Raw genomic sequence first — 20576 nt, forward strand, 5'->3', positions numbered from 1 at the left:
TTATGGCTTGTGGAAGTTCTCCGCGAAATAGTCGATGACCTGGGCCGCCTGCGTCCCTTGGCGGAAGCGCTTTTGCTCGTCGAAATCGATCGAGGGCAGCATGTGGATCAGTTGGTGATCGGCATACAACGCCATGACCTCCCGGGCGTCCAGCGCCCCGGTGCGTTGTCCCGTGAGCGTGTTCGCCGCTTCGATGGCCGCGCCGATCATCACGTCCGCCAGCTGCACCGCGGGACTGTTCCGGGAGTCGACCTGCGTTACCGACTGGAGCTTGAGCGGGAAGGTTATGCTGGCGATCTCCGATTGGCGGAACGTGACCACGTCCTCGTGGCGGATGTAGCGCTGCAGCAAGTCGTGATAGGTCAGCAGGTTCTTCGACCGGTCGTGCTCGACCCGATACGGACCGCCGGCCATCGCCTCCATCCGGCTGACCAGGGACTGCAGCACCACCAGGGCAGCATCCGTGCTGACACCGGGCGTGGCGATCGCCCGCAGGCACTCGGGAGCGGCGAACTGCGCCAAGGGGCCCAGCGCTTCCGGCAATTCCTGCCAGCGCGAGGCGCGCGCAGCCTGGACCAGGTCGGCGAGCGCCGCCGGGCTCTTTTCCTTCACCGCGCGCTGGAAACTCGCCAGCAGGCGGTCGAGAGCGCCTGGCCCGAGCAGCACCGGCCCCACCGTGTACAGCAGGGATGCCAGCGAGTAGTTCTGCCCGTCCTCGTAGAAGTCCATCTCGCGCTCGTAGTAGAACGGCTCGACGGCGTAGTCCAGGAACATCAGCAGCAACAGGTAACGCTTGTCACAGACATAGGTCACGCACTTGTGTTGGCTCAGCAAGTCGCGTTGCAGCGCCATCAGGCGGGGGCGGTTGGCCGGCCGTCGCGCCAGGGCCCGGTACTTGAGCTCGTCCGCCTGTAGCTTCGGAAAGTGCTCGCGGATCAGGCGCCTGGCCTCGTCGTCATCGATGGCGATGGCCGTCGCGCCCTGGAACCGCTGCTCGGGATTGAGCAGGTCGAAGCCGGTGTAGCCGCTCTCGTCGATCCGGAAGCATTCCATTCAACTCTTCCCCGGAACGACGGAGACCCCGATCCGGTCCGCAAGATCGAGCACGGCGTCGTAGGTGCCGGGGTCTTCGGTCAAGCTCTGCGATTCACCTCCAGCCTGGAGCGCGCCCGCAGCGATGCGGTCCCCGAAGAGCACCACCGCGCGCGCCGAGTCGTCCTGCCGCGACACCCAGGACAGTCCCTGCGCCTGAGGGCACTGGCGGTGGAACGCCATGGCCCATTCACGGGTCGCGGGGTACTGGTCCTTCTCCGTGTCGATGAGTTGCTTGCGCGTCACCCCGAGCTTACGCAGCGCGACGCTGGACAGGTCGACGAGCTGCAGGTCCGCTTCGACCCGGACAGTGGAATGGACCTGCCCAGCGAGCTTGGCCTTGTCAAAGCTCTTGAAACCAGCGGTATGCGGGACGTCGTGGAAGACGGTCTCCATCAGCGCACACGGCAGCGTGGTGCCCGCATACAGCGTCGAGATCGCCTGTCCCTGGTCGTCCTGGATCGGACTGAAGCGGGCGTTGCCGCGCACGCCCGGGTTGAACTGGTCCGCCTGGTACTGGCTTTGGTGCACACGATGGAGCACCGTCCCCTCGGCCAGTTCCGTGAAAGAGGCGTGCAGGTCGCCCGCCGGCTCAGGCGTAACCGAGGACGGCGCGCTGGCCGGCTCGTCATCCGCGGCGGGCTGCGGACGACGCTTAGGCATGGGCGACTTCCTGGATCTCGTCCTCGGCGGCCGCGATGACACGCTGCGGCGCCGAGGCCAGCAGATCCTGCGGGCGCTTGCCACCGAGAAAGCTGTTCTCGGAGCGGAACCAATAGGCCATGCCCCAGCCGTCCTTGTGGCCGGTGAAGGCCTCAATGACCTTGGCCAGCGACTTCAGCGGACGAAAGCCCGCATCGGCATCCAGGCCGTAGCCCGGAAAGTAGTCGATGCCGCCATGGCTAATGGCGAAGATCTGGCCCTGCTTCTTCCACTTGTTGGGCTGTGCGCTCGGATTGCGTGTGCTCAATCCCGCCAGCTGCGCGATCTGCGCGGCCGTCAGCCAATCGCCGCTCTCCAGCACCGCCTTGCGTGCCTGCACCAGCATGCTCGCTTCCTTCAGCAGCCTGGGCGACGGCGGACTGCGCGGCACCAGCACCTCGGCCAACCGTTCGAGCGATTCGCGGTCCTGGCGTTCGAGTAGCACCTCGAACATGGACGACGCGACATTGGTGAAGTTTTCCGCCAGCGCCGCGAAGACATTGGGCTTGATGTGGTCGAACGCCACCACCAGCACCCGGTCGGCCTGGGATCGGCCGAGCCGGGCCTGGATTTCCTTGGGCGTGCCCACCAAGGTCGACACGCCGGGGTGGTCTGTTACGACGCTCATGGCTGGGTCCTCAATGGGTTATTTAGACTATCTAATAGTATCATATCCCATATAACTTTCAACTACCCGAATTCCCGGGCAACCAGAACACCCAGCGGAGCACGCCATGCGTCCCATCACGCTCTACATCATCGGAAACGGGTTCGACCTCTGGCACGACATTCCCTCCGGCCTCGGGGCCTTCAAGCAGTACGTCCTGGGCGCCGACCGTGAGATCCACCGGGACGTCGAGGACTACTTGCCGGCCGGTGAGGACTGGTGCGACTTGGAGCTGGCCCTGGCCGAGCTGGATGCCGACATGCTGGTCGACAACCTGGGGCACTTCATGGGGTCCTACGGGGCCGAGGATTGGAGCGATTCGGGGCACCACGACTTCCAGTACGAGGTCGGCAACGTCGTCGAGCGACTATCCACCGGACTGCGGACGCGCTTCGCCGAATGGATCAGAGCGCTACCCATCCCCACACCGGAGACCGCTCCGCGGCGGCTGGCCGGGCTGGCCCCCCGGGCGCTGTTCCTCAGTTTCAACTACACGAGCACGCTGAGCAGGCTCTATGGCATCGATCCGGCGCAGGTCCTGCACATCCACGGCCGCGCCGATGAAGCAGACGAAGAGTTGGTGCTGGGCCATGCCTGGAATCCCCAGTCCCGCCGCTCGTTGAACGAGCGCGCGGACATCGAGGAGGTCGATACCCGCCTAGTGGAGGCCAACGACACCATCGACGACTACTTCTCGGACACCTTCAAGCGTTCCGAGGAACTGATCGCCCGGCACAGGCCATTCTTCGAGGCGCTCGATACCATCGAGCACGTGATTGTGCTGGGCCACTCCCTGTCTCCGGTCGACGCGACCTATTTTCGGACGCTCCTTCAACAGCCTGGCATCGCCGCAGCGCGGTGGACGGTCGCCTGCCGCAACGCGGAAGAGTGGCCCGAGAAGGAACAGCGCCTGATCGACATGGGACTGCAGCCGGGGGCGTGCCGGCCGATGCCGTGGGACATGCTGTAAGGACGCCGGGCGGTCGCCCTAGACCGCCGCCCACCGCTTCATCAACGCGCCCAGTGCCACCTCTGCCCCGGTCTGGGCTTCCTGCATCTCCCGGTCGATCTCCGCCACCGTCACCGTGTGGCCCTCTTCTGCCTCTTCCCAGATGAAGTAGCGGCGAACGCTGGTCGGTTCACCTTCGACGAAGACCATCGTCTCGAACAGCGCAGGATCGCGGCCTGGAAAGGCGTTGTGGTCCAGGCCGAGGAATACGGTCGAGACGCGGACGTCGTCGATCCAGGTCTCCGCCACGCGGCGATCAGCGATCTCGAACCACCCCACCCACTCCTCAACGCCGCACGCCACCGCACGCCGGCCCTCTAGCCGGTAGTGCAGAAGCCGCAGATGGCCGAGACCTGACATATCCAAAGGATAGCCCGGCCTCGCGGCTCGGCGCTCAGTCCCACGATGCGCGCCATCCCGCAAGTCCACACGGGCGCGTGCAATCAGGCCGGCACGGGCACAGGTCAGGCATCAATCCGGTCGCCTCGCGGTTCCTATTGTTTGCAGCCAAGAAAGCGCCCCGCCACCACGATCACCGCATTGCTGATCTGACGGAAGGAATGGCGCGATGCTGCTCCCATCTCGATCGCGCACCGCCTGGGGCGGGCTCGCGATCGCTCTCCTTGTCGCCGTGCTGGCGACACCCGCGATGGCCGACGAAAGTCCGGCCCAGCGCCAGGAGCTGGCCGCCGCGCTGCGCCAGGTCGATGCGCTGGAGCGCTTCGTCGCGCAGAGCGCGGCGAATGTGCCGTCGCTGCCCGGTGGCCGCTACTACTTCGATTACCCGCGTCTTCTGGCCGATCTGGCGCGCGTTCGCGCCGGCATCGAGGACCACCTGACGCCGTCGCGGGCACAGCCGCGCGACCCCGATGCGCTCGGCGGCCAGTACAGCAGCGAATCGAAGCCCGACACCGATCTGGAGCCGCGTCCATGAACGCCGCCCAGGTGTCCGCGTTCCAGGCCAACGGCGGCGTCGCGCCCGGCGTCATGGCGACCGTGCTGGTCGGCTTCGTCTTCGCGGTGCTGCTGCTGTGGGGCGCCTGGGCCATACGCACCGCCTACGTCGGCTGGGCGGAAAACCGAATCAACCAGCGTCAGTTCCTCGGCGTGGTCGTGAGGTTCCTCGCGATCTACCTGGTCCTGACTTTTTTCCTGCTCTCGTAACCGGAGGTCCTCGCCATGAAGTCCCGTTTCTCTCCCACGCACCTGCTGCAGCGTTCGGCGCTCGCGGCCGCCACCCTGGGGGCCGCAGCGCTGCCGGCGGTCTCGTTCGCCCAGGGCCTGCCCACCCTGGAAGACCCGTCGCGCGGCGCGGGCAGCGGCATCATGCAGACCATCCGCAACTACGGCTACGACATCGTGCTGCTGGTCGCGCTGCTGGTGGTCGCAAGCATGTTCATCGGCGTGTGCTACCACGCCTACGGCACGTACGCCGAGATCCATACCGGCAAGAAGACCTGGGGACAGTTCGGCCTTACCGTCGCGATCGGTGCCGTACTGCTCGTGATTGGCATCTGGCTGCTCACCGAAGCGACCGGCATCCTCTGAGGCAGCGGCCATGTCCGAGCACCAGCATGTCCGCGCCGACGGCACCGTGTCCTTCCTGCCACACCGCCTGAACCGCCATCCCGTGGTGGTGCGCGGCTTGACGGCCGATGAGCTGTGGGTCTGCTGCGGTCTGTCGGGCGCGGCCGGCTTGCTGATCGGCGCACCGCTGTCCTGGATGTTCTCGACCATCGCGATCGCCCCGACCTGCATCGTGCTGGGCATCGCCGCCGGTGTGTTCGCCGGCGGCGGCTTCCTGCGCCGCCAGAAACGCGGTCGACCCGACACCTGGCTGTACCGGCAGCTGCAGTGGCGCATCGCCTCCAGGCATCCGCTGCTCGCCGGCTGGGTCGGCGGGCATGCACTGGTCCGTCGCTCGGGCCTGTGGAGCGTGCGGAGGCTGGCGCGATGAGCCGTTTCAAGAACGAGATCGTCCAGCTCCAGGCCCACATCAAGACACTGCGCATCGGCGCCAGCGCGCTGCTGCTGATCGCGCTGGTCATGGGCGGCGGCTGGTGGAGCGCGCCGCGCGACCTGACGATCCACGTGCCGCCCGACCTGCGCTCCGGCAGCACGCGCAAGTGGTGGGAGGTCCCGCCCGAGAGCGTCTACGCGTTCACCTTCTACGTTTGGCAGCAGCTGCATCGCTGGCCGACCAACGGCGAGGACGACTATGCGCGCAACCTGCACGTGCTCTCGCCGCACCTGACGCCGTCGTGCCAGACCTTCCTCAAGGCCGACTACGACTACCGGCGCAGCACCGGCGAACTGCGCCAGCGCGTGCGCGGTATCTACGAGATCCCCGGGCGCGGCTACGGCGACAACCCCACCGCGCGCGTCCGCACGGTGTCCGACCGCGACTGGATCGTGACTCTCGACATCAGCGCCGATGAGTACCACGGGTCGGAGCAAGTCAAGCGCGCGCTGGTGCGCTACCCGCTGAAAGTCGTGCGCGCCGACGTCGATCCGGCCCGCAATCCCTTCGGCCTGGCGATCAACTGTTACGAGGGCGCGCCGCAGCGCATCGCCGCACCGAACCCCGAGCCACCCGCCCGCGGCGGCCTCGGCACGCAAGGAGACACCCCATGATTCGAGCGACTGTCTGGCTCGGCCCGTTGCTGTTCGCACTGGTCGTCCCCGCCGCGAGCGCGGTCGAGATCCTGCGCTGGGAGCGGCTGCCGCTGGCCGTCCCGCTTACCGTCGGGCAAGAGCGCATCGTGTTCGTGGATCGCAACGTGCGCGTCGGCGTACCGGCGAGCGTCGGCGACCGGCTGCGCGTGCAGAGCGCCGGCGGTGCCGTGTACCTGCGTGCGAGCGAGCCGATCGAACCGACCCGCCTGCAGCTGCAGGATGCGGACAGCGGCGCGCTGATCCTGCTCGACATCGCTGCGCATCCGGCCAATGACGGCGAGCCGGCCCTGGAGCCGGTCCGCATCGTCGAGGGTAGCGCCGCCGCGACGCGGTATGGCGCTCCAGCTGATGCAGCCGTGACAGGCGCACCGTCGCGTGCCACGCCGGCCCCGCGCCGGGAGACGCCGGTGCCGGTGGTGCTCACCCGCCACGCCGCGCAGCAGCTCTACGCGCCGCTGCGCACGATCGAGCCGGTGGTCGGCGTCATGCGCGTCAACCTGCGCCGCGACCTCGATCTGCGCACGCTGTTGCCGACCGAGCCGGTCGGTGCCTCGGCGCTGGCCGCGTGGCGGCTCGAAGATCAGTGGGTGACCGCCGTGCGGCTGACCAATACCGGTGCCGGCTGGGTGCAGCTCGATCCGCGCGCGCTGCAGGGCGACTTCCTGACCGCCACCTTCCAGCACGCCAGCCTGGGGCCGCGTGGCACGCCGGAAGACACCACCGTGGTCTACCTCGTGACCCGCGGCCGGGGCCTGGCAACGTCGTTGTTGCCGTCCATCCCGCGCATCGATCCCACGGTTCATCTGCCGGCCGCCGCGCGCCCGCAAGGCGATTCTGAAGGGGATGACGATGCGCAGTAACGGCTTGCTCAAGTGGCTGATGATCCCCGTGCTGCTGTTGCTGGTGTTCGCCGGCGTGCGGCTGTTCTCGGGCGGCGGTGGCGAGACGCCCGCCGCAGTCGATGCCGGCGGCCAGCTCAGCCCGGAGGAGATGAAGGCGCTCGGCATCGAGGGGGACACGCCGCGCGACACCGTCGCCACGCTCGTCGCCCAGGTCAAGCAACTGCGTACCGAGTTGCAGACGGCGATGTCGGAGAACCAGAGTCAGCGCGCCGAGAACGAGCGCCTGCGGCAGCGCGAGGGTGCGATCGACCAGCGCATCAGTTCCGCGCTGGAAACCGAGCGCGCCAACCTGCAGCGCGACCAGGAGCGCCTGGCCGGCGAGCGGCAACAGACCGAGGGCCTGCTGGAGGACCTGCAGCGGCGGCTGGAGAGCATCGGCAACCGCGGCGGCCATGGCGAACTGCCGGTCGGCCTGGGCCTGCGCGACGGCGATGGTGAGGGCTTCGGCAGCGAAGCCGGAACGCGCTGGGTCGAGCCCGACGATGCGCGCCAGCCCGAGGGACGCAGCAACACCGGCCCGAGCTTCCCGACCAGCTTCGGCCCCGCCCAGCGCACGCTGGAAAACACCGTCGAGACCGTGACCGATGCGGGTGCCCGTGCAGCGGGCGTGACGTCCGCCAAGGCGGTCTACACGGTGCCGACGAACTCCACGTTGATGGGCTCGGTCGCGATGACCGCGTTGATTGGCCGGGTGCCGATCGACGGCACGGTGAACGATCCGTATCCGTTCAAGGTCCTGGTCGGCCCCGACAACCTGACCGCCAACGGCATCGACATCCCCGACGTGGCCGGCGCCGTCTTCAGCGGCACCGCCGCGGGCGACTGGACGCTCTCGTGCGTGCGCGGCCAGGTGCGCAGCATCACGTTCGTGTTCCACGACGGCACCATCCGCACCATCCCAGAGGACAGCGTGCGCACCCCAGTGAGCAGCAGCAGGCGGATGGCCAGTTGCGTCTTCAGCATACCGGGATACTTGCGCATCGTCTGCAGGAACTCGGGCAGTTCCTGCATCCGAAGGAACGGGTTGTGCTCGACCGGGGGCAGCGGCACGGCCACGACATGCAGGTCGTTGGCAGGATTTGTCTCCATGGAAGGGATGACCACCATGGCATAGTCGAACAACTGCTTGAACCAGGCACGCACCTTCTCGGCCACCGACAGAGACTCCCGCTTTTCGATGCGGCCGATGATCTCCAATAGGATCGGACGGGTGATCTCGTAAATGGTCAGGCGCTTCAGATGCGGGAAGACATCCTTCTTGAAGACACGCCGGATCTGGGAGAGCGAGCTCTGGCGGCCTTCCTCCAGGGTGAGCTGCCGGTGCTCCATCCACTTCTCGTAGACGGCCATGAAGGTGTTCTGGCCGGCGAGCTTGGTCGCCTGGCGCTTTTGCTTGCGATCGAGCCGGGGGTTGATGCCTTTGGCGATGAGCGAGCGCGCCTGGTCGCGCAGTTCGCGCGCCTCGCGCAGCGAGAGCTCGGGGTAGCTGCCCAGCGACAGCCGGGCACGTTGGTCGAGCCAGGTGTAGCGGAAGTACCAGGCCCTGGTCCCGATCGCTGAAATGTGCAGATAGAGACCATCGTAGTCCGCGATGGCGTACGGGGTGCCGGTGACCTTGGCCTGCCGCACCATGACGTCTGTAAGCATGAGTCCAACTCCTCATGAAGCGAGTTGGATGCATCGTCATTCCCGGGGGCCGGCTCCTCCAGCAACAATGCGGCACAGGGCGCTCCGCATTGATTTGTGACCACTTTTAGGACCACTTGGGGGTGGCTGTCGGTGGTTTTCGCTGGATGTCAGCGGCCTGGTAAGAGGGGAAAACCTCAAACCAGATCAGTGACTTACAACGCTCCATGGCTTTCCTTGGAAGTCCCTGGATTGTTTGAATGGAGCGGGTGATGGGAATCGAACCCACGCTAGCAGCTTGGGAAGCTGCAGTTCTACCATTGAACTACACCCGCGCAGGGCCTCAGTCTATGCCGCCGCGGCGCGGCTTGGCAACGCCGCCGCGCGGGCGGCGTCGCGCCGGCCGCGCGACGGTCAGAAGCCAGCGCCCAGGGTCGCGAACACCGTGGTGTGGCTGCCGGCCTTCTGGCCGACCGTCAGGGTGGCGCCGACATTGGCATCCAGGCCGAACAGACGCGCCTGGGTGCCGAGTGTCGCGGTGCCGTAGCTGCGGTCGTAGCCGCGGGCCGGCACCGCATAGTCCAGCGTCGAAGGCAGCGACTGCGCGCGGGCCCAGGCCTGGGTCGGTGCGTCCTCGAACTCGCGATCGACCGTCAGTCGCGCATACGGCCGCACGCCGCCATCGCCGGCATAGGCGAACTGCCAACCGGCGCTGCCGATCAGCGAGTCGATGTCCTGCGAGGGATAGGCCAGCGAGGTCGACATCGTCGGATCGCTCTCGGCGAAGCCGTCGACCTCGATGCGCTGCCCCACCACCGACAGCACCGGACCATGCTCCAGCGGGCCGTTGCCGAAGGTCCAGCCGGCATACAGCGCGGCGGTCGTGTTGCTGCCATCGGCCTGGCCGCTGTGCACGCGCGTCGCCGGCCCGATCTGCACGGCGCGGTCGGTGTCGAAATCCAGCCAGCTGTAGCTCAATTGCAGGTTCACCCAGCCACCGGCCGCACTGCGCCAGTGCGCGAAGCCGCCGATGGTCGCTTCGCTCTGGTCCCAACTGCCGCGGCGCAGGCCCCAGTCGTTGCCCTGCCGGCCGTAGCCGACGAAGCCGCCGAAGGTCGTGGCGCCCGACGTCCAGTCCAGGCCGGCGGTCAGCGCCGGGCCGACGCCGTCGTAGGCATCGCCGTGATCGTAACGCTGCATGTCGGCGCGCACGTCGGCCCACCAGCGCCGCCCCTCGACCGGCGCGGCGGCCAGGCTCATCCGGTTGGCGACGCGATCGGCGCGCGCGCGGCCGGTCATCGACGCCGACTGCGGCAGCACGGCGATCTGCTGCGGACCATCGATCATCGACACAGCCAGGTCCGCAATCATCGCCTGCGCACGGCTGGCCGGGTGCACACCGTCGGCGAACAGATAGGTATTGGCCGCGTCGGGCGCGACCAGCGAGCCTGGGTTGCAGAACAACGACGACGCACCGGCAGGCGCCGGCTGGGTCGCACAGGCGACCGAGGTGACATTGGTGAAGCCGTAACGCGAAGGATCGGCGGTCACTTCCTGCAGGAAGTGGAAGGTGTCGACCGGAATCACCCGCAGGCCCTGCGAGGCGAGACCGCCGTACAGCGCATCGTTGTAGGCCGTCGACAGCGCGGTGCCCTGCGCCATCGCCGCGGCACCGCCGGCACGGAACTGCGGGGTCAGGCCGACGTCCGGGATCGACGGCACCAGCACGTAACGCGCGCCTGCGTCCTGCAGCGCGCCGACCAGGCCGACCTGCGCGGTCACCGCCGCGCCGATGATCTGCTGCGCCTGGCCCGGATTGGTCGCCACCGCGAACAGGTCGTTGGCGCCGCCCCAGACCGAATACAGCGCATCGGCGTCGGCGCGGCCACCGTTGGCTGCCAGATAGGTGCGCACCTGGGTGGCGAGCGAAGGCGTCGCGCCGAGGGCGCCGCCGGTATCGATCGCGACGCGGGCGCCGCCGACCGCGTAGTTGTCACCGGTCTGGCCGTTGCCGTTGGCACTGGCATCGGTGCCGTAGCGATCGGCCACGTGCTCGGCCCAGGTCAGCCCAGGGTTGGTCGTGAACCGGCCGAGGATCGCGGTCTCTGGCCCAACATTGCGCACCAGCACCGGCCGGAAGTAGCCGGAATCGGTCAGGCTGTCGCCGAAGAACACGGTGCGGGAAAACGTGTCGGCGGCGAGCGTCGGAACGGCCGCTGCGGCAAGCGCGACGGCAAGGGCGGCACGGATCGGCCTGGATGACGACATGGGGGGCTCTCCTGAAAAGGGCGGCGATTATCTGCCGGTTGGCGACCGGGCCCCGTACGGGACCGCATTGCCGCGATGATCCCGCCGCGCGCCGGGCACGGCACGCCGCACTGCGTCATGCCCGCCGCCCGGCCCGGCGTGCGCCCTGCCCCGCGAACAGGGACAATCGCGGCATGAACATCCGACTCAACGGCGAAGACGCCGATATCGATCCGGGCAGCACGATCGCCGCCCTGCTGCAGGCCCAGGGACTGGGCGGGCGCCGCGTGGCGGTGGAGGTCAACGGCGAGATCGTCCCGCGCGGTCGCCACGCCACCCACGTCCTGGCCGACGACGACCACGTCGAAATTGTCCACGCACTGGGAGGGGGGTGAGCCCCCGCGCTGATCCGATGCCATCCGGCATCGGATGCGGGGGCGAACGCCCGCACAGGGACGTGCGGGCAGGACATCCCGACACCTGTACCGCCACGCCATGGATGGCAGCGGGGCTGTCACCAGCACCATGAGCGCTTGTCCGAGCCTTCCGGCTCGGACGCATTCGCGAACGCCCGCACACGGATGTGCGGGCAGGGCAACCCGGAGCCAGCACCGCCCCGCCAGGGGCGGCCACCACACCCCACCGCGCGTCCGGGCGCTGATCCGATGCCATCCGGCATCGGATGCGGGGCGAACGCCCGCACAGGGACGTGCGGGCAGGACAGCCCGACACCTGTACCGCCACGCCATGGATGGCAGCGGGGCTGTCACCAGCACCATGAGCACTTGTCCGAGCCCTCCGGCTCGGACGCATTCGCGGACCGCCCTTCCAAGAACCGCTCGCGAACGCGTCGCTGACGCGTCCGGCACACCCGCGCCGCTTGGGCGATAATCCCGGGATGAGCATTCCTTCCCCCTCGCGCGACGCCGGCCTCGTCATCGCCGGCAAGACCTACCGCTCCCGCCTGCTGACCGGCACCGGCAAGTTCGAGGATCTCGACCAGACCCGTGCGGCCACCGAAGCCGCTGGCGCGCAGATCGTCACCGTCGCGATCCGTCGCACCAATATTGGCCAAACCCCTGGCGAGCCCAACCTGCTCGACGTGCTGCCGCCCGACCGCTACACGATCCTGCCCAATACGGCCGGCTGCTACACCGCCGAAGAAGCCGTGCGCACCTGCCGGCTGGCCCGCGAACTGCTCGACGGCCACAACCTGACCAAGCTGGAGGTGCTGGGCGACCAGCGCACGCTGTTCCCCGACGTGGTGCAGACGCTCAAGGCCGCCGAGCAACTGGTCGCCGACGGCTTCGAGGTCATGGTCTACACCTCCGACGATCCGATCCTGGCCAAGCGCCTGGAAGAGATCGGCTGCGTGGCGGTGATGCCGCTGGCTGCGCCGATCGGCTCGGGTCTGGGGATTCAGAACCGCTACAACCTGCTGGAGATCGTCGAGAACGCGAAGGTGCCGATCATCGTCGACGCCGGCGTCGGCACCGCCTCCGATGCCGCGATCGCGATGGAACTGGGCTGCGACGGCGTGCTGATGAACACCGCGATCGCCGGCGCCCGCGACCCGGTGCTGATGGCCTCGGCGATGCGCAAGGCGGTCGAGGCCGGCCGCGAGGCCTTCCTGGCCGGGCGCATCCCGCGCAAGCGCTTCGCCAGCGCATCCTCGCCGGTCGACGGCCTGGTCGGCTGACGCCCGCGCGATGACCGACCCGTTCTCCAGCGAAGGCGCCAAGGCGCCGCCCAAGCCGTTCACGGTGACCGAGGGCCGGCGCGAAGTGCGCAGCTTCGTGTTGCGCCAGGGCCGGTTCACGCCGGCGCAGCAGCGCGCATTCGACGATGCCTGGCCGCGCTTCGGCCTGGACTACACCGGCACGCCGCGCGACCTCGACGCCGTGTTCGGGCGGCAGGCCTTGCGGATCCTGGAGATCGGCTTCGGTAACGGCGAGGCGCTGCGCCATTCGGCGCGCATGGACCTGGCCCGCGACCATATCGGCATCGAAGTGCATGCGCCGGGCGTGGGCCGCGTGCTCAATGGCCTGGCCGAGGACGGCAGCGATCACGTCCGCGTGTACCACCACGATGCGGTCGAGGTGCTGCGCAACGAGATCGCCGACGGCGCGCTCGACGAGATCCGGATCTACTTCCCCGATCCCTGGCACAAGAAGCGCCACAACAAACGCCGCCTGGTACAGCCCGCGTTCGCCGCGCTGCTGGTGACCAAGCTGCGGCTGGGCGGGCGCCTGCATCTGGCGACCGACTGGCAGGACTACGCCGAGCAGATGTGGGACGTGCTCGACGCCACGCCCGGCCTGCGCAACCGCGTCGGCCCACGCGGCCATGTGCCGCGACCGCCGTGGCGCCCGCAGACGCATTTCGAGAGCCGCGGCCTGAAACTGGGCCACGGGGTCTGGGATCTGCTCTACGACCGGGACCCATGATCCGTGATGCGTGATCGGGACCAGCAGGGCGCCTCTCCGGCGCGGAAGCACACTGGCTTGCGCCGGTCCCCGTCGCGTCGGAAAGCGTCATCGCCCTGATGGACACCGGCCTGGCACTCACCACCGATATGAAGATCGTCCTGGCCCTGGTGGGGCTGACGATGGTGCTGTTCCTGTTCCAGCGCGTGCGCGCGGACCTGGTGGCGCTGGTGGTGCTGGTGATGCTGGGCCTGACCGGCCTGGTGGCGCCCGAGGATGTCTTCAACGGCTTTTCCTCCAACGCGGTGATCAGCGTCATCGCGACGATGATCCTGGGCATGGGCCTGGACCGCACCGGCGCGCTCAACCGCCTCGCGGGCTGGCTGCTGCGACGCGCCAAGGGCATGGAGAACCGCCTGTTGCTGCTGACCGCGGCCACCGCCGGCCTCAATTCCTCGGTCATGCAGAACCCGTCGGTGATGGCGCTGTACATGCCGGTCGCCGCGCGACTGGCGTCGCGCTCGGGGCTGCGCCTGGCGCAGATTCTGCTGCCGGTCTGCGTGGCCATCGTCATGGGCGGCGCGCTGACGATGGTCGGCAACTCGCCGCTGATCCTGCTCAACGATCTATTGACCGCGGCCAACGCCAACATGCCCTCCGGCGCGGCGACGCTGGAATCGCTGAACATGTTCGCGCCGCTGCCGATCGGCCTGGCGCTGCTGATCGCCGGGCTCGCCTACTTCCACTTCTTCGGCAACCGGCAACTGGGCGAACTGAGCGACGGCGGCGACGGCCCGGTGACCCCGGCGCGCACCCAGAGCTACTTCGCCAGCGCCTACGGCATCGAAGGCGACGTCTTCGAACTGGTGGTCACCGCCGAAAGCCCGCTGGTGGGCATGACGTTCGCCGAGGCCGAGGCGATCCACCACGCGCCGCTGCTGCTGGCGCTCAAGTCCGAGAACGAGTCGCGCCTGGCCCCGCCGGCCGATTCGCGCATCTGGGTGGGCAGCGTGCTCGGTGCGATGGGCCCACGGCAGCAGGTGGCCGACTTCGCGCAGAACCAGTTCCTGCGCATGAGTTCGCGGCTGCGGCACTTCGGCGACCTGTTCAATCCCAGTCGTGCCGGCATCGCCGAGGCGGTGATTCCGCCGACCTCGAAATTCATCGGCAAGTCGGCCGCCGAGCTGAGCCTGGGCAAGAAGTACGGCGTCCGCTTGCTGGCGATCAATCGCGACAAGACCGTGCTGCGCGAGAACGTGCGCAAGATGACCCTGCGCGCCGGCGACATGCTGGTGCTGCACAGCATCTGGCAGGACCTGGCGCGTACCGCCAAGTCGCTCGATTTCCTGATCGTGACCGACTATCCCAAGGGCGAGCAGCGGCCGCACAAGTTCAAGATCGCGATGGCGATCTTTGCGGTGACGATGCTGATCGCCCTGTCCTCCCGCATCCCCACCTCGGTGGCGCTGATGACCGGCGTGGCGGGCATGCTGGTGTTCGGCGTGCTGAAGATGGACGAGGCCTACAGCGCGATCAACTGGAAGACCGTGTTCCTGATGGCCTGTCTGATTCCGCTGGGCTGGGCGATGGATTCGAGCGGCGCAGCGGCCTGGGTCGCCGGCCACAGCATCGAACGGCTGCCGACCGGGCTGCCGGTCTGGCTGCTGGAGATCGCGGTCGCGCTGCTGACCACCGCGTTCTCGCTGGTCATCAGCCACGTCGGCGCGACGATCGTCGTGGTCCCGCTGGCGATCAATCTGGCCCTGGCCGCCGGCGGCAACCCGACCGCATTCGCGCTGATCGTCGCGCTGTCGGCGTCCAACAACTTCGTCACCCAGTCCAATCCGGTGATGTCGATGATCATCGGCCCGGCCGGTTATACGGCCAAGCAGCTGTGGCGGATCGGGCTGCCGATCTCGCTGATGTACACCGCGATCGTGGTGCTGATGGTCAACCTGCTGTTCGACTGAGGGCTCGACCGGCGACGCCCGGCTGCCGGCGCGTACTGCCGTCCAGCCCGCGGCGCTCAGCCCAGCACCACCTGCCCCTCGCGCACCTGCACGGACACGGCGCGCAATGCCTCACCCTTGCACGGCCCGGCGACGCAGACGCCGTCGTCGGTGCGGAAACTCGCGCCGTGCGCGGCGCAGACCAGATGCCCGTCCTTGGAGGCCAGGAACTGACCGGGCGCCCAGTCGAGCCGACGGCCGGCGTGCGGACAGATATTGAGCCAGGCGCGGACCTCGCCGCCGTCACGGTGCAGCACCAGCGACTCGGCTTCGCCATCGACGACGCCTTCCGCCTCGGCGAAGCCGCCATCGGCGATGGCATCGAGTGCGAGCAGACGGGCACCGTCACATGAATTTAACGAAGGCATTACAACTCCGGGCGACGACCGACCGATACTGGACCCCTCGGCCCACCCGGCCATTGTGTCACGAGCATTGCAGCCGCCATGTCCAACGCCTTCTTCCGCGATCTTCACGCCCGTTTCGATGCCTCCGGTGTCCGCGCGGTGTTCGCGCCGCGCAAGCCGCGGCACCCGGTGTTGCGGGTGTTGCTGGGCCTGGTCGGCGTCGCCCTGCTCGCGGTGTTGCTGGTGGCCGGCCTGTTCGTCGGCGCGGCGATGCTGCTGTTCGGGCTTGCGCGCCGCTTGCTGGTGCGTGGCGACGCGTCGCCGGCCCGGGACGACCGCATCGTCGAGGCCGAGTACCGCGTCGTGCGCAATCGCGACCAGCCGCTGCTGCGCTGAGCGCTGCAGCGCCCGCATCCCGATCTGAGCCGATGACCGATCCGTCGTACGACGTGGTGCCCGCTGCGGCGCCGACCCGCCTGCCTGTGCGCGGTGGCGGCCAGTTTCCGATCCGGCGCGTGTACTGCGTCGGCCGCAATTTCGCCGACCACGCCCGCGAGATGGGCGCCCAGGCGCCCGCCTCGAAGGCCGAGCGCGGTACGCCGGTGTTCTTCGCCAAGCCCGCCGATGCGGTGGTGACCTCCGGCGAAGTGCCCTACCCGAGTGCCACGCGCGAACTGCATCACGAGGTCGAACTGGTCGTGGCGATCGGCCGCGACGCGCCGCCCGGCGACCTGCCGGTCGACCGCGCTGCCGAGCTCGTCTACGGCTACGCCGTCGGCCTGGACCTCACCCGTCGCGACCTGCAGGCCGCCGCCAAGGCCAAGGGCCTGCCCTGGGACGTGGCCAAGGGCTTCGACGCCTCGGCGCCGGTCGGCGAACTGGTGCCCGCGGCTGTCATCGGCGCGCTGGCACCGCGGACGTTGTCGCTGGAGGTCAACGGTGTGCTGCGGCAATCGTCGACGCTCGCGCAGCTGATCTGGGATGTGCCCGAGATCCTGCACGAATTGTCCAAGCTGTTCGCGCTGCGCGCTGGCGACGTGGTGTTCATGGGCACGCCGGCCGGCGTCGCCGCCCTGCATCCGGGCGATGTCTGCGTCGCCCGGCTCGACGATGTGCTCGAGCTCCACTGCAAGGTCACTGCGCCGCCGCTATAGTCCTGCGCGCATTCCACTTAAAGCGCAGGAGACATCATGGGCATACTCGCCGAATTCAGGGAATTCGCCGTCCGCGGCAACGTCATCGATCTCGCGGTCGGCGTGGTCATCGGCGCGGCGTTCGGCAAGATCGTCACCGCACTCGTCGAGAACCTCATCATGCCGTTCATCGGCCTGCTGACCGGTGGCATCGATTTCTCCCGATGGGCCATCACACTGCGTGCAGCCCAGGTGGACGCAGCCGGCGAGGAGATTCCAGCGCTGGTGCTGGGCATCGGCAACGTCGTCAACACCATCGTGCAGTTCGTCATCGTCGCGTTCGCGATCTTCATCGCGGTGCGCTTCATCAACCGTCTCAAGCGCAAGCAGGCCGAAGCGCCGGTCGAGCAGAAGCCGGCCGAGCCGAGCGAAGAAGTGAAGCTGCTGCGCGAGATCCGCGATTCGCTTCGCAAGCCCGACGCTCCGGTCACCTGACCTGCATCCCACGCCGGACCTTCGGCACATCGCCTCAGAACGGGCCGCGCGCGACAATGCGCACGGCCCGTTCCTATTCCAGCCGGAGACCGCGCATGCGTCCTGCCCCGCTTCTGAATGTCCTCGCCTTCGCCCTGTTGTCCGGCGCCTTGCTGGTGCCCGCCACCAGCCACGCACGCGAGGCCGCGGTCGCGCAGGCGTCGCTGGACGCCGCAGCGCAACTGCGCGAGCGCGCATTGCAGGACGGCACCGCCTACCGGCTGATCGAATCGCTGACCACGCAGATCGGCCCGCGCCTGCCGGGCAGCGAGGCCGATGCGCGTGCGGTCGAATGGGCCAAGGCGCGTTTCGCCGAGCTCGGCTACGACCGGGTATGGACCGAACCAGTCACCTTCCCGAAGTGGGAGCGGCGCAGCGAGCGCGCGGCGGTCGTCGGTGCCCACGCCCAGCCGCTGGTGCTCACCGCACTGGGCGGCAGTCCGGGCGGCGAGGTGTCGGCGCAGATCGTGCGCTTCGACAGCCTCGCCGCACTCGAGGCCGCCGACCCGGCGACGCTGCGCGGACGCATCGTGTTTGTCGACATCCCGATGGCACGCTCGCGCGACGGCAGCGGCTACGGTGCCGCCGGTGCAATCCGCAGCCGCGGACCGTCGATTGCCGCGCGCAAGGGCGCGGCCGCCTACCTGATGCGCTCGATCGGCACCAGCCCGCACCGTGTCGCCAATACCGGCATCACCCGCTTCGATGCCGACGTCACGCCGATCCCGGCAGCCGCATTGTCGCTGCCCGATGCCGACCAACTGACCCGCCTGCTGCGGCTGGGGCCGGTCGAAGTCGCCCTCGCGCTCGACTGCGGCTGGAACGGTACCTACACCTCGCAGAACGTCATCGCCGAACTCACCGGCCGCGAGCGCCCGGACGAGATCGTGCTGATCGCCGGCCATCTCGATTCCTGGGACTTGGGCACCGGCGCGGTCGACGACGCCTCGGGCGTGGGCATCACGATGGCCGCCGGGCACCTGATCGCGCAGCAGCCGCAGCGTCCGCGGCGCAGCGTGCGCGTGGTTGCGTTCGCGAACGAGGAACAGGGCCTGCTCGGCGCGCGCGCCTATGCCGACGCGCACGGCGGCGCCGATGTGATCGCCCGGCACGTGATCGGTGCGGAGAGCGACTTCGGCGCCGGTCGCATCTACGGCTTCAACACCAGCGCCCCGGCGGGACAACGCGCGACCAGCGACGCGATCGCCGAGGTACTGCGTCCGCTTGGCATCGACTATCTGCAGGACAAGGGCAGCCCGGGCCCCGACATCTCGCCGCTGGCGGCCAAGGGCGGCGCCTGGGGCTGGCTGGGCCAGGACGGCACCGACTACTTCGACCTGCACCACAACGCCAACGACACCTTCGACAAGGTCGACCCCGATGCGGTCGCGCAGAACACCGCGGCCTATGCAGTGTTCGCATGGCTGGCCGCGGAGTCCGACGAAAGCTTCGGCAGCGCGCCCAAAGCGGACGCCGCGTGGGCGCACTGAAACACAGCTTCAGCGTTCGGCGACGATCACCCAGATGCCGTGCGGCAGACCGCCGTCGGCATCTTGGACACGATGCGCCGCAGCGTCTCGGAAACCGGCATCACGCAGATCGCGCAACAGACTCCAACCGAAATGATGGAAGCAGGGCACGCCGCCACCGAGTGGATCACCGTGGTACTCAGGTTTACCCGAAAACATGACCTGCCCATCGGAAGACAGCTCCGCGATCCGGCAACTTTCGGGCGCATCCTCGTAAAACGGCACCGTGCCCACGAAAACACCCCCCGGCGCAATCACCCGCGCCAGTTCGGCCAACGCGAGTGACGCGTTGGGCACGTGTTCGAGCACATCGAGGCTGACCACCGCGTCCAACGTGCCGTCCTTGAAACCGAGCGCGGTGACATCTTCGTGCCGTACAAGTTCCGGCATGCCCTTGCGCAGCAGCCAGAACGACAGTCGCAAACGCTTGGTGGCACTGACGACGAACTCGGATCCACTTGTGCGCGGGAACAACCTGCGAAGTGCCAGGTAAAGGCGACTCGCCTGCTCGGTCAGGCGGATGCGCGGTCGCACACGTCCGCGCATCCGCTGTTTCAGCACGCTGCCTACGGCACGTTGGCGCGCATTGCAGCCGCATGCCAAGCACGCGAGACCTTCGCGCGCATCCGCGTGATCGAGCGCAGCGTTGAATCCTGCGGATGCACTGCAGAGGCCGCAGATACCCGCAAGAGGTCGACCGTCGAGCGACAGGATGGTATCGGCGGCCCGCGCCGCCGCGGCAGCGTCACGCCATGCAGCGTGATCCCGCCAGACCGTCATGCCCGATGCTGCTGCCGCCACTGCGCCAGCAGCACGGCGGTGGCCGAGGCGACATTGAGGCTCTCGACCGCGCCGCTGCCGGGGATACCCAGCTTGATATCACAGGCCTCGGCGAGTGCGGCATCCATGCCCTCGCCCTCGGCGCCGAGCACGTAGATCAGCCGCGGCGGCAGCGCGGCCTCGAACAGATCCTCGCCGCCGCGCACGACCGTGGCGGCCAGCTCGAAGCCCGCGCTGCGCAATTGCGCCAGCGCGTTCTCGTCTCGGCCCAGGCGGACGAAGCGCACGGCCTCCGCGCCGCCTTCGGCAACACGCGCGGCCGCGCCCGACAGCGCGAGCGATGCCTCCCGGGGCAGCAACACGGCACCGACGCCGAAGTGCGCGGCCGAGCGGAGGATCGCGCCAAGGTTGTGCGGGTTGCCGACCCCGTCGAGCCACAGTGCGCAGGCCGGCCCTTCGGGCAGGGCCTGCAGCCAGTCGCCCAGCGACAGCGGCGCTTCGCGCAACACCTCGGCGACGATGCCCTCGTGATGCGTGCTCGCGGCGAGCTTGCGCAGGTCGTCCTCGCCGACGACGCGGTAGCCCACGCGGTGGGCCGCGCACCACTTGAGCATCGGCTGCAGCTGCGGGATGCGCGCCTCGAGCAGATACAGCTTGCGGATCGCCTCGGGTCGCCGCGCGAACACCGCCTCGATCGCATTGCGCCCATACAGGCGCAGTTCGCGACGGTCCTCACCTGATTCGTCCGCAGACGCCGCGGCAGGAGTCGGCCGTGACGATGCTGCAGCCGGCGGCGTCGTGCGCGCGCGCGTGCCCCATGGGCTGTCACGACCCGGCGTGGACGCCGGCGTGCGGGGCGTGTCGCGGCCGCTGCCGGACCACGGGGACTTCGTCATG

The 20576-nt window shown here is 68.5% G+C and carries 23 protein-coding genes, 1 tRNA gene and 2 pseudogenes; 16 read left to right on the forward strand and 10 right to left on the reverse strand.

Annotated features, from left to right (window positions below; translation table 11 throughout):
- From WAF18_RS15325 to WAF18_RS15335, 3 genes are read right to left on the reverse strand one after another with little or no spacing between them, the layout of a single operon-like run.
- Positions 1–1053, reverse strand: coding sequence for a DUF3800 domain-containing protein (locus tag WAF18_RS15325; protein WP_337245867.1), 1053 nt, complete (start codon positions 1051–1053; stop codon positions 1–3).
- On the reverse strand, positions 1054–1755 hold the full coding sequence (locus tag WAF18_RS15330; RefSeq protein ID WP_337245868.1) for an RES family NAD+ phosphorylase: 702 nt from the start codon (positions 1753–1755) through the stop codon (positions 1054–1056). It lies immediately after the preceding gene.
- A complete protein-coding gene (locus tag WAF18_RS15335; RefSeq protein ID WP_337245869.1) occupies positions 1748–2422 on the reverse strand; it encodes a hypothetical protein in 675 nt (224 codons plus the stop codon). The genes WAF18_RS15330 and WAF18_RS15335 overlap by 8 nt, the downstream gene beginning before the upstream one ends.
- A gap of 106 nt (positions 2423–2528) precedes the next feature.
- On the opposite strand from WAF18_RS15335, the gene WAF18_RS15340 reads away from it, so the two are divergent.
- The gene (locus tag WAF18_RS15340) at positions 2529–3431 is read left to right on the forward strand and encodes a bacteriophage abortive infection AbiH family protein (protein ID WP_337245870.1); all 903 of its coding nucleotides are present in this window, start codon (positions 2529–2531) and stop codon (positions 3429–3431) included.
- A gap of 18 nt (positions 3432–3449) precedes the next feature.
- Here WAF18_RS15340 and WAF18_RS15345 read toward each other — a convergent pair whose 3' ends face one another.
- Positions 3450–3830: a hypothetical protein gene (locus WAF18_RS15345; protein ID WP_337245871.1), complete on the reverse strand. Its 381-nt coding sequence runs from the start codon at positions 3828–3830 to the stop codon at positions 3450–3452.
- Positions 3831–4038: 208 nt separating this feature from the next.
- Between WAF18_RS15345 and WAF18_RS15350 the strand changes: the two genes are divergently transcribed.
- The 7 genes and pseudogenes from WAF18_RS15350 to WAF18_RS15380 all read left to right on the forward strand — a co-directional run.
- A complete protein-coding gene (locus WAF18_RS15350; protein WP_337245872.1) occupies positions 4039–4404 on the forward strand; it encodes an RAQPRD family integrative conjugative element protein in 366 nt (121 codons plus the stop codon).
- Positions 4401–4634: a TIGR03758 family integrating conjugative element protein gene (locus WAF18_RS15355; protein WP_337245873.1), complete on the forward strand. Its 234-nt coding sequence runs from the start codon at positions 4401–4403 to the stop codon at positions 4632–4634. The genes WAF18_RS15350 and WAF18_RS15355 overlap by 4 nt, the downstream gene beginning before the upstream one ends.
- Positions 4635–4649: 15 nt before the next feature.
- Positions 4650–5018, forward strand: coding sequence for a TIGR03745 family integrating conjugative element membrane protein (locus WAF18_RS15360; RefSeq protein WP_337245874.1), 369 nt, complete (start codon positions 4650–4652; stop codon positions 5016–5018).
- 10 nt (positions 5019–5028) lie between these two features.
- Complete coding sequence (locus tag WAF18_RS15365) at positions 5029–5427, forward strand: TIGR03750 family conjugal transfer protein (protein WP_337245875.1); 399 nt, start codon at positions 5029–5031, stop codon at positions 5425–5427.
- Positions 5424–6104, forward strand: a complete 681-nt coding sequence (locus tag WAF18_RS15370; RefSeq protein WP_337245876.1) for a PFL_4703 family integrating conjugative element protein — start codon at positions 5424–5426, stop codon at positions 6102–6104. Before WAF18_RS15365 ends, WAF18_RS15370 begins: the two co-directional genes overlap by 4 nt.
- On the forward strand, positions 6101–7006 hold the full coding sequence (locus tag WAF18_RS15375) for a TIGR03749 family integrating conjugative element protein (RefSeq protein ID WP_337245877.1): 906 nt from the start codon (positions 6101–6103) through the stop codon (positions 7004–7006). Before WAF18_RS15370 ends, WAF18_RS15375 begins: the two co-directional genes overlap by 4 nt.
- Positions 6996–8135 (forward strand): annotated as a pseudogene (locus WAF18_RS15380) (TIGR03752 family integrating conjugative element protein); the annotation flags it as partial. The gene WAF18_RS15375 and the pseudogene WAF18_RS15380, both read left to right, overlap by 11 nt.
- A gap of 359 nt (positions 8136–8494) precedes the next feature.
- Here WAF18_RS15380 and WAF18_RS15385 read toward each other — a convergent pair.
- From WAF18_RS15385 to WAF18_RS15395, 3 genes and pseudogenes are all read right to left on the reverse strand, one after another.
- Positions 8495–8695 (reverse strand): annotated as a pseudogene (locus tag WAF18_RS15385) (Arm DNA-binding domain-containing protein); the annotation flags it as partial.
- A 240-nt stretch (positions 8696–8935) separates the two neighbouring features.
- Positions 8936–9009: transfer RNA gene (locus WAF18_RS15390), tRNA-Gly, on the reverse strand.
- A gap of 79 nt (positions 9010–9088) precedes the next feature.
- Positions 9089–10942 (reverse strand): autotransporter domain-containing protein, encoded by a 1854-nt coding sequence (locus tag WAF18_RS15395; protein WP_337245878.1) that lies wholly within the window; start codon positions 10940–10942, stop codon positions 9089–9091.
- A gap of 173 nt (positions 10943–11115) precedes the next feature.
- Here WAF18_RS15395 and thiS point away from each other — a divergent pair, with 173 nt between their 5' ends.
- The 4 genes from thiS to WAF18_RS15415 all read left to right on the forward strand — a co-directional run bounded on the left by thiS (position 11116) and on the right by WAF18_RS15415 (position 15317).
- Complete coding sequence (thiS, locus tag WAF18_RS15400) at positions 11116–11316, forward strand: sulfur carrier protein ThiS (RefSeq protein WP_337245879.1); 201 nt, start codon at positions 11116–11118, stop codon at positions 11314–11316.
- A gap of 503 nt (positions 11317–11819) precedes the next feature.
- Positions 11820–12620 carry a thiazole synthase gene (locus tag WAF18_RS15405; protein WP_183426695.1) on the forward strand — a complete coding sequence of 267 codons (801 nt, stop codon included), beginning with the start codon at positions 11820–11822 and terminating at the stop codon, positions 12618–12620.
- A 10-nt stretch (positions 12621–12630) separates the two neighbouring features.
- Positions 12631–13368, forward strand: coding sequence for a tRNA (guanosine(46)-N7)-methyltransferase TrmB (gene trmB / locus WAF18_RS15410; RefSeq protein ID WP_337245880.1), 738 nt, complete (start codon positions 12631–12633; stop codon positions 13366–13368).
- Between the two features lie 98 nt (positions 13369–13466).
- Positions 13467–15317, forward strand: a complete 1851-nt coding sequence (locus WAF18_RS15415) for an SLC13 family permease (RefSeq protein WP_337245881.1) — start codon at positions 13467–13469, stop codon at positions 15315–15317.
- A 56-nt stretch (positions 15318–15373) separates the two neighbouring features.
- Here the strand turns inward: WAF18_RS15415 and WAF18_RS15420 are convergent, their stop codons facing one another.
- On the reverse strand, positions 15374–15724 hold the full coding sequence (locus WAF18_RS15420) for a Rieske (2Fe-2S) protein (protein WP_337245882.1): 351 nt from the start codon (positions 15722–15724) through the stop codon (positions 15374–15376).
- Positions 15725–15802: 78 nt separating this feature from the next.
- On the opposite strand from WAF18_RS15420, the gene WAF18_RS15425 reads away from it, so the two are divergent.
- The 4 genes from WAF18_RS15425 (at position 15803) to WAF18_RS15440 (ending at position 18860) form a co-directional block, all read left to right on the forward strand.
- Positions 15803–16099, forward strand: a complete 297-nt coding sequence (locus WAF18_RS15425) for a hypothetical protein (protein WP_337245883.1) — start codon at positions 15803–15805, stop codon at positions 16097–16099.
- 32 nt (positions 16100–16131) lie between these two features.
- Positions 16132–16857, forward strand: coding sequence for a fumarylacetoacetate hydrolase family protein (locus WAF18_RS15430; protein ID WP_337245884.1), 726 nt, complete (start codon positions 16132–16134; stop codon positions 16855–16857).
- 36 nt (positions 16858–16893) lie between these two features.
- Positions 16894–17331: a large-conductance mechanosensitive channel protein MscL gene (gene mscL / locus WAF18_RS15435; protein WP_183426689.1), complete on the forward strand. Its 438-nt coding sequence runs from the start codon at positions 16894–16896 to the stop codon at positions 17329–17331.
- Positions 17332–17426: 95 nt separating this feature from the next.
- Entirely contained in the window at positions 17427–18860 is a 1434-nt protein-coding gene (locus WAF18_RS15440) for a M28 family peptidase (protein WP_337245885.1), read from the forward strand.
- Between the two features lie 9 nt (positions 18861–18869).
- Here the strand turns inward: WAF18_RS15440 and WAF18_RS15445 are convergent, their stop codons facing one another.
- Together WAF18_RS15445 and WAF18_RS15450 are read right to left on the reverse strand one after the other, a co-directional pair.
- Positions 18870–19679: a class I SAM-dependent methyltransferase gene (locus WAF18_RS15445; protein ID WP_337245886.1), complete on the reverse strand. Its 810-nt coding sequence runs from the start codon at positions 19677–19679 to the stop codon at positions 18870–18872.
- Complete coding sequence (locus tag WAF18_RS15450) at positions 19676–20575, reverse strand: TrmH family RNA methyltransferase (protein ID WP_337245887.1); 900 nt, start codon at positions 20573–20575, stop codon at positions 19676–19678. Before WAF18_RS15450 ends, WAF18_RS15445 begins: the two co-directional genes overlap by 4 nt.
- Between the last annotated feature and the right edge of the window lies 1 nt (position 20576).

This window comes from Luteimonas sp. gir, assembly GCF_037198055.1.
In the GTDB taxonomy this organism is placed as follows: Bacteria; Pseudomonadota; Gammaproteobacteria; order Xanthomonadales; family Xanthomonadaceae; genus Luteimonas; species Luteimonas citri_A.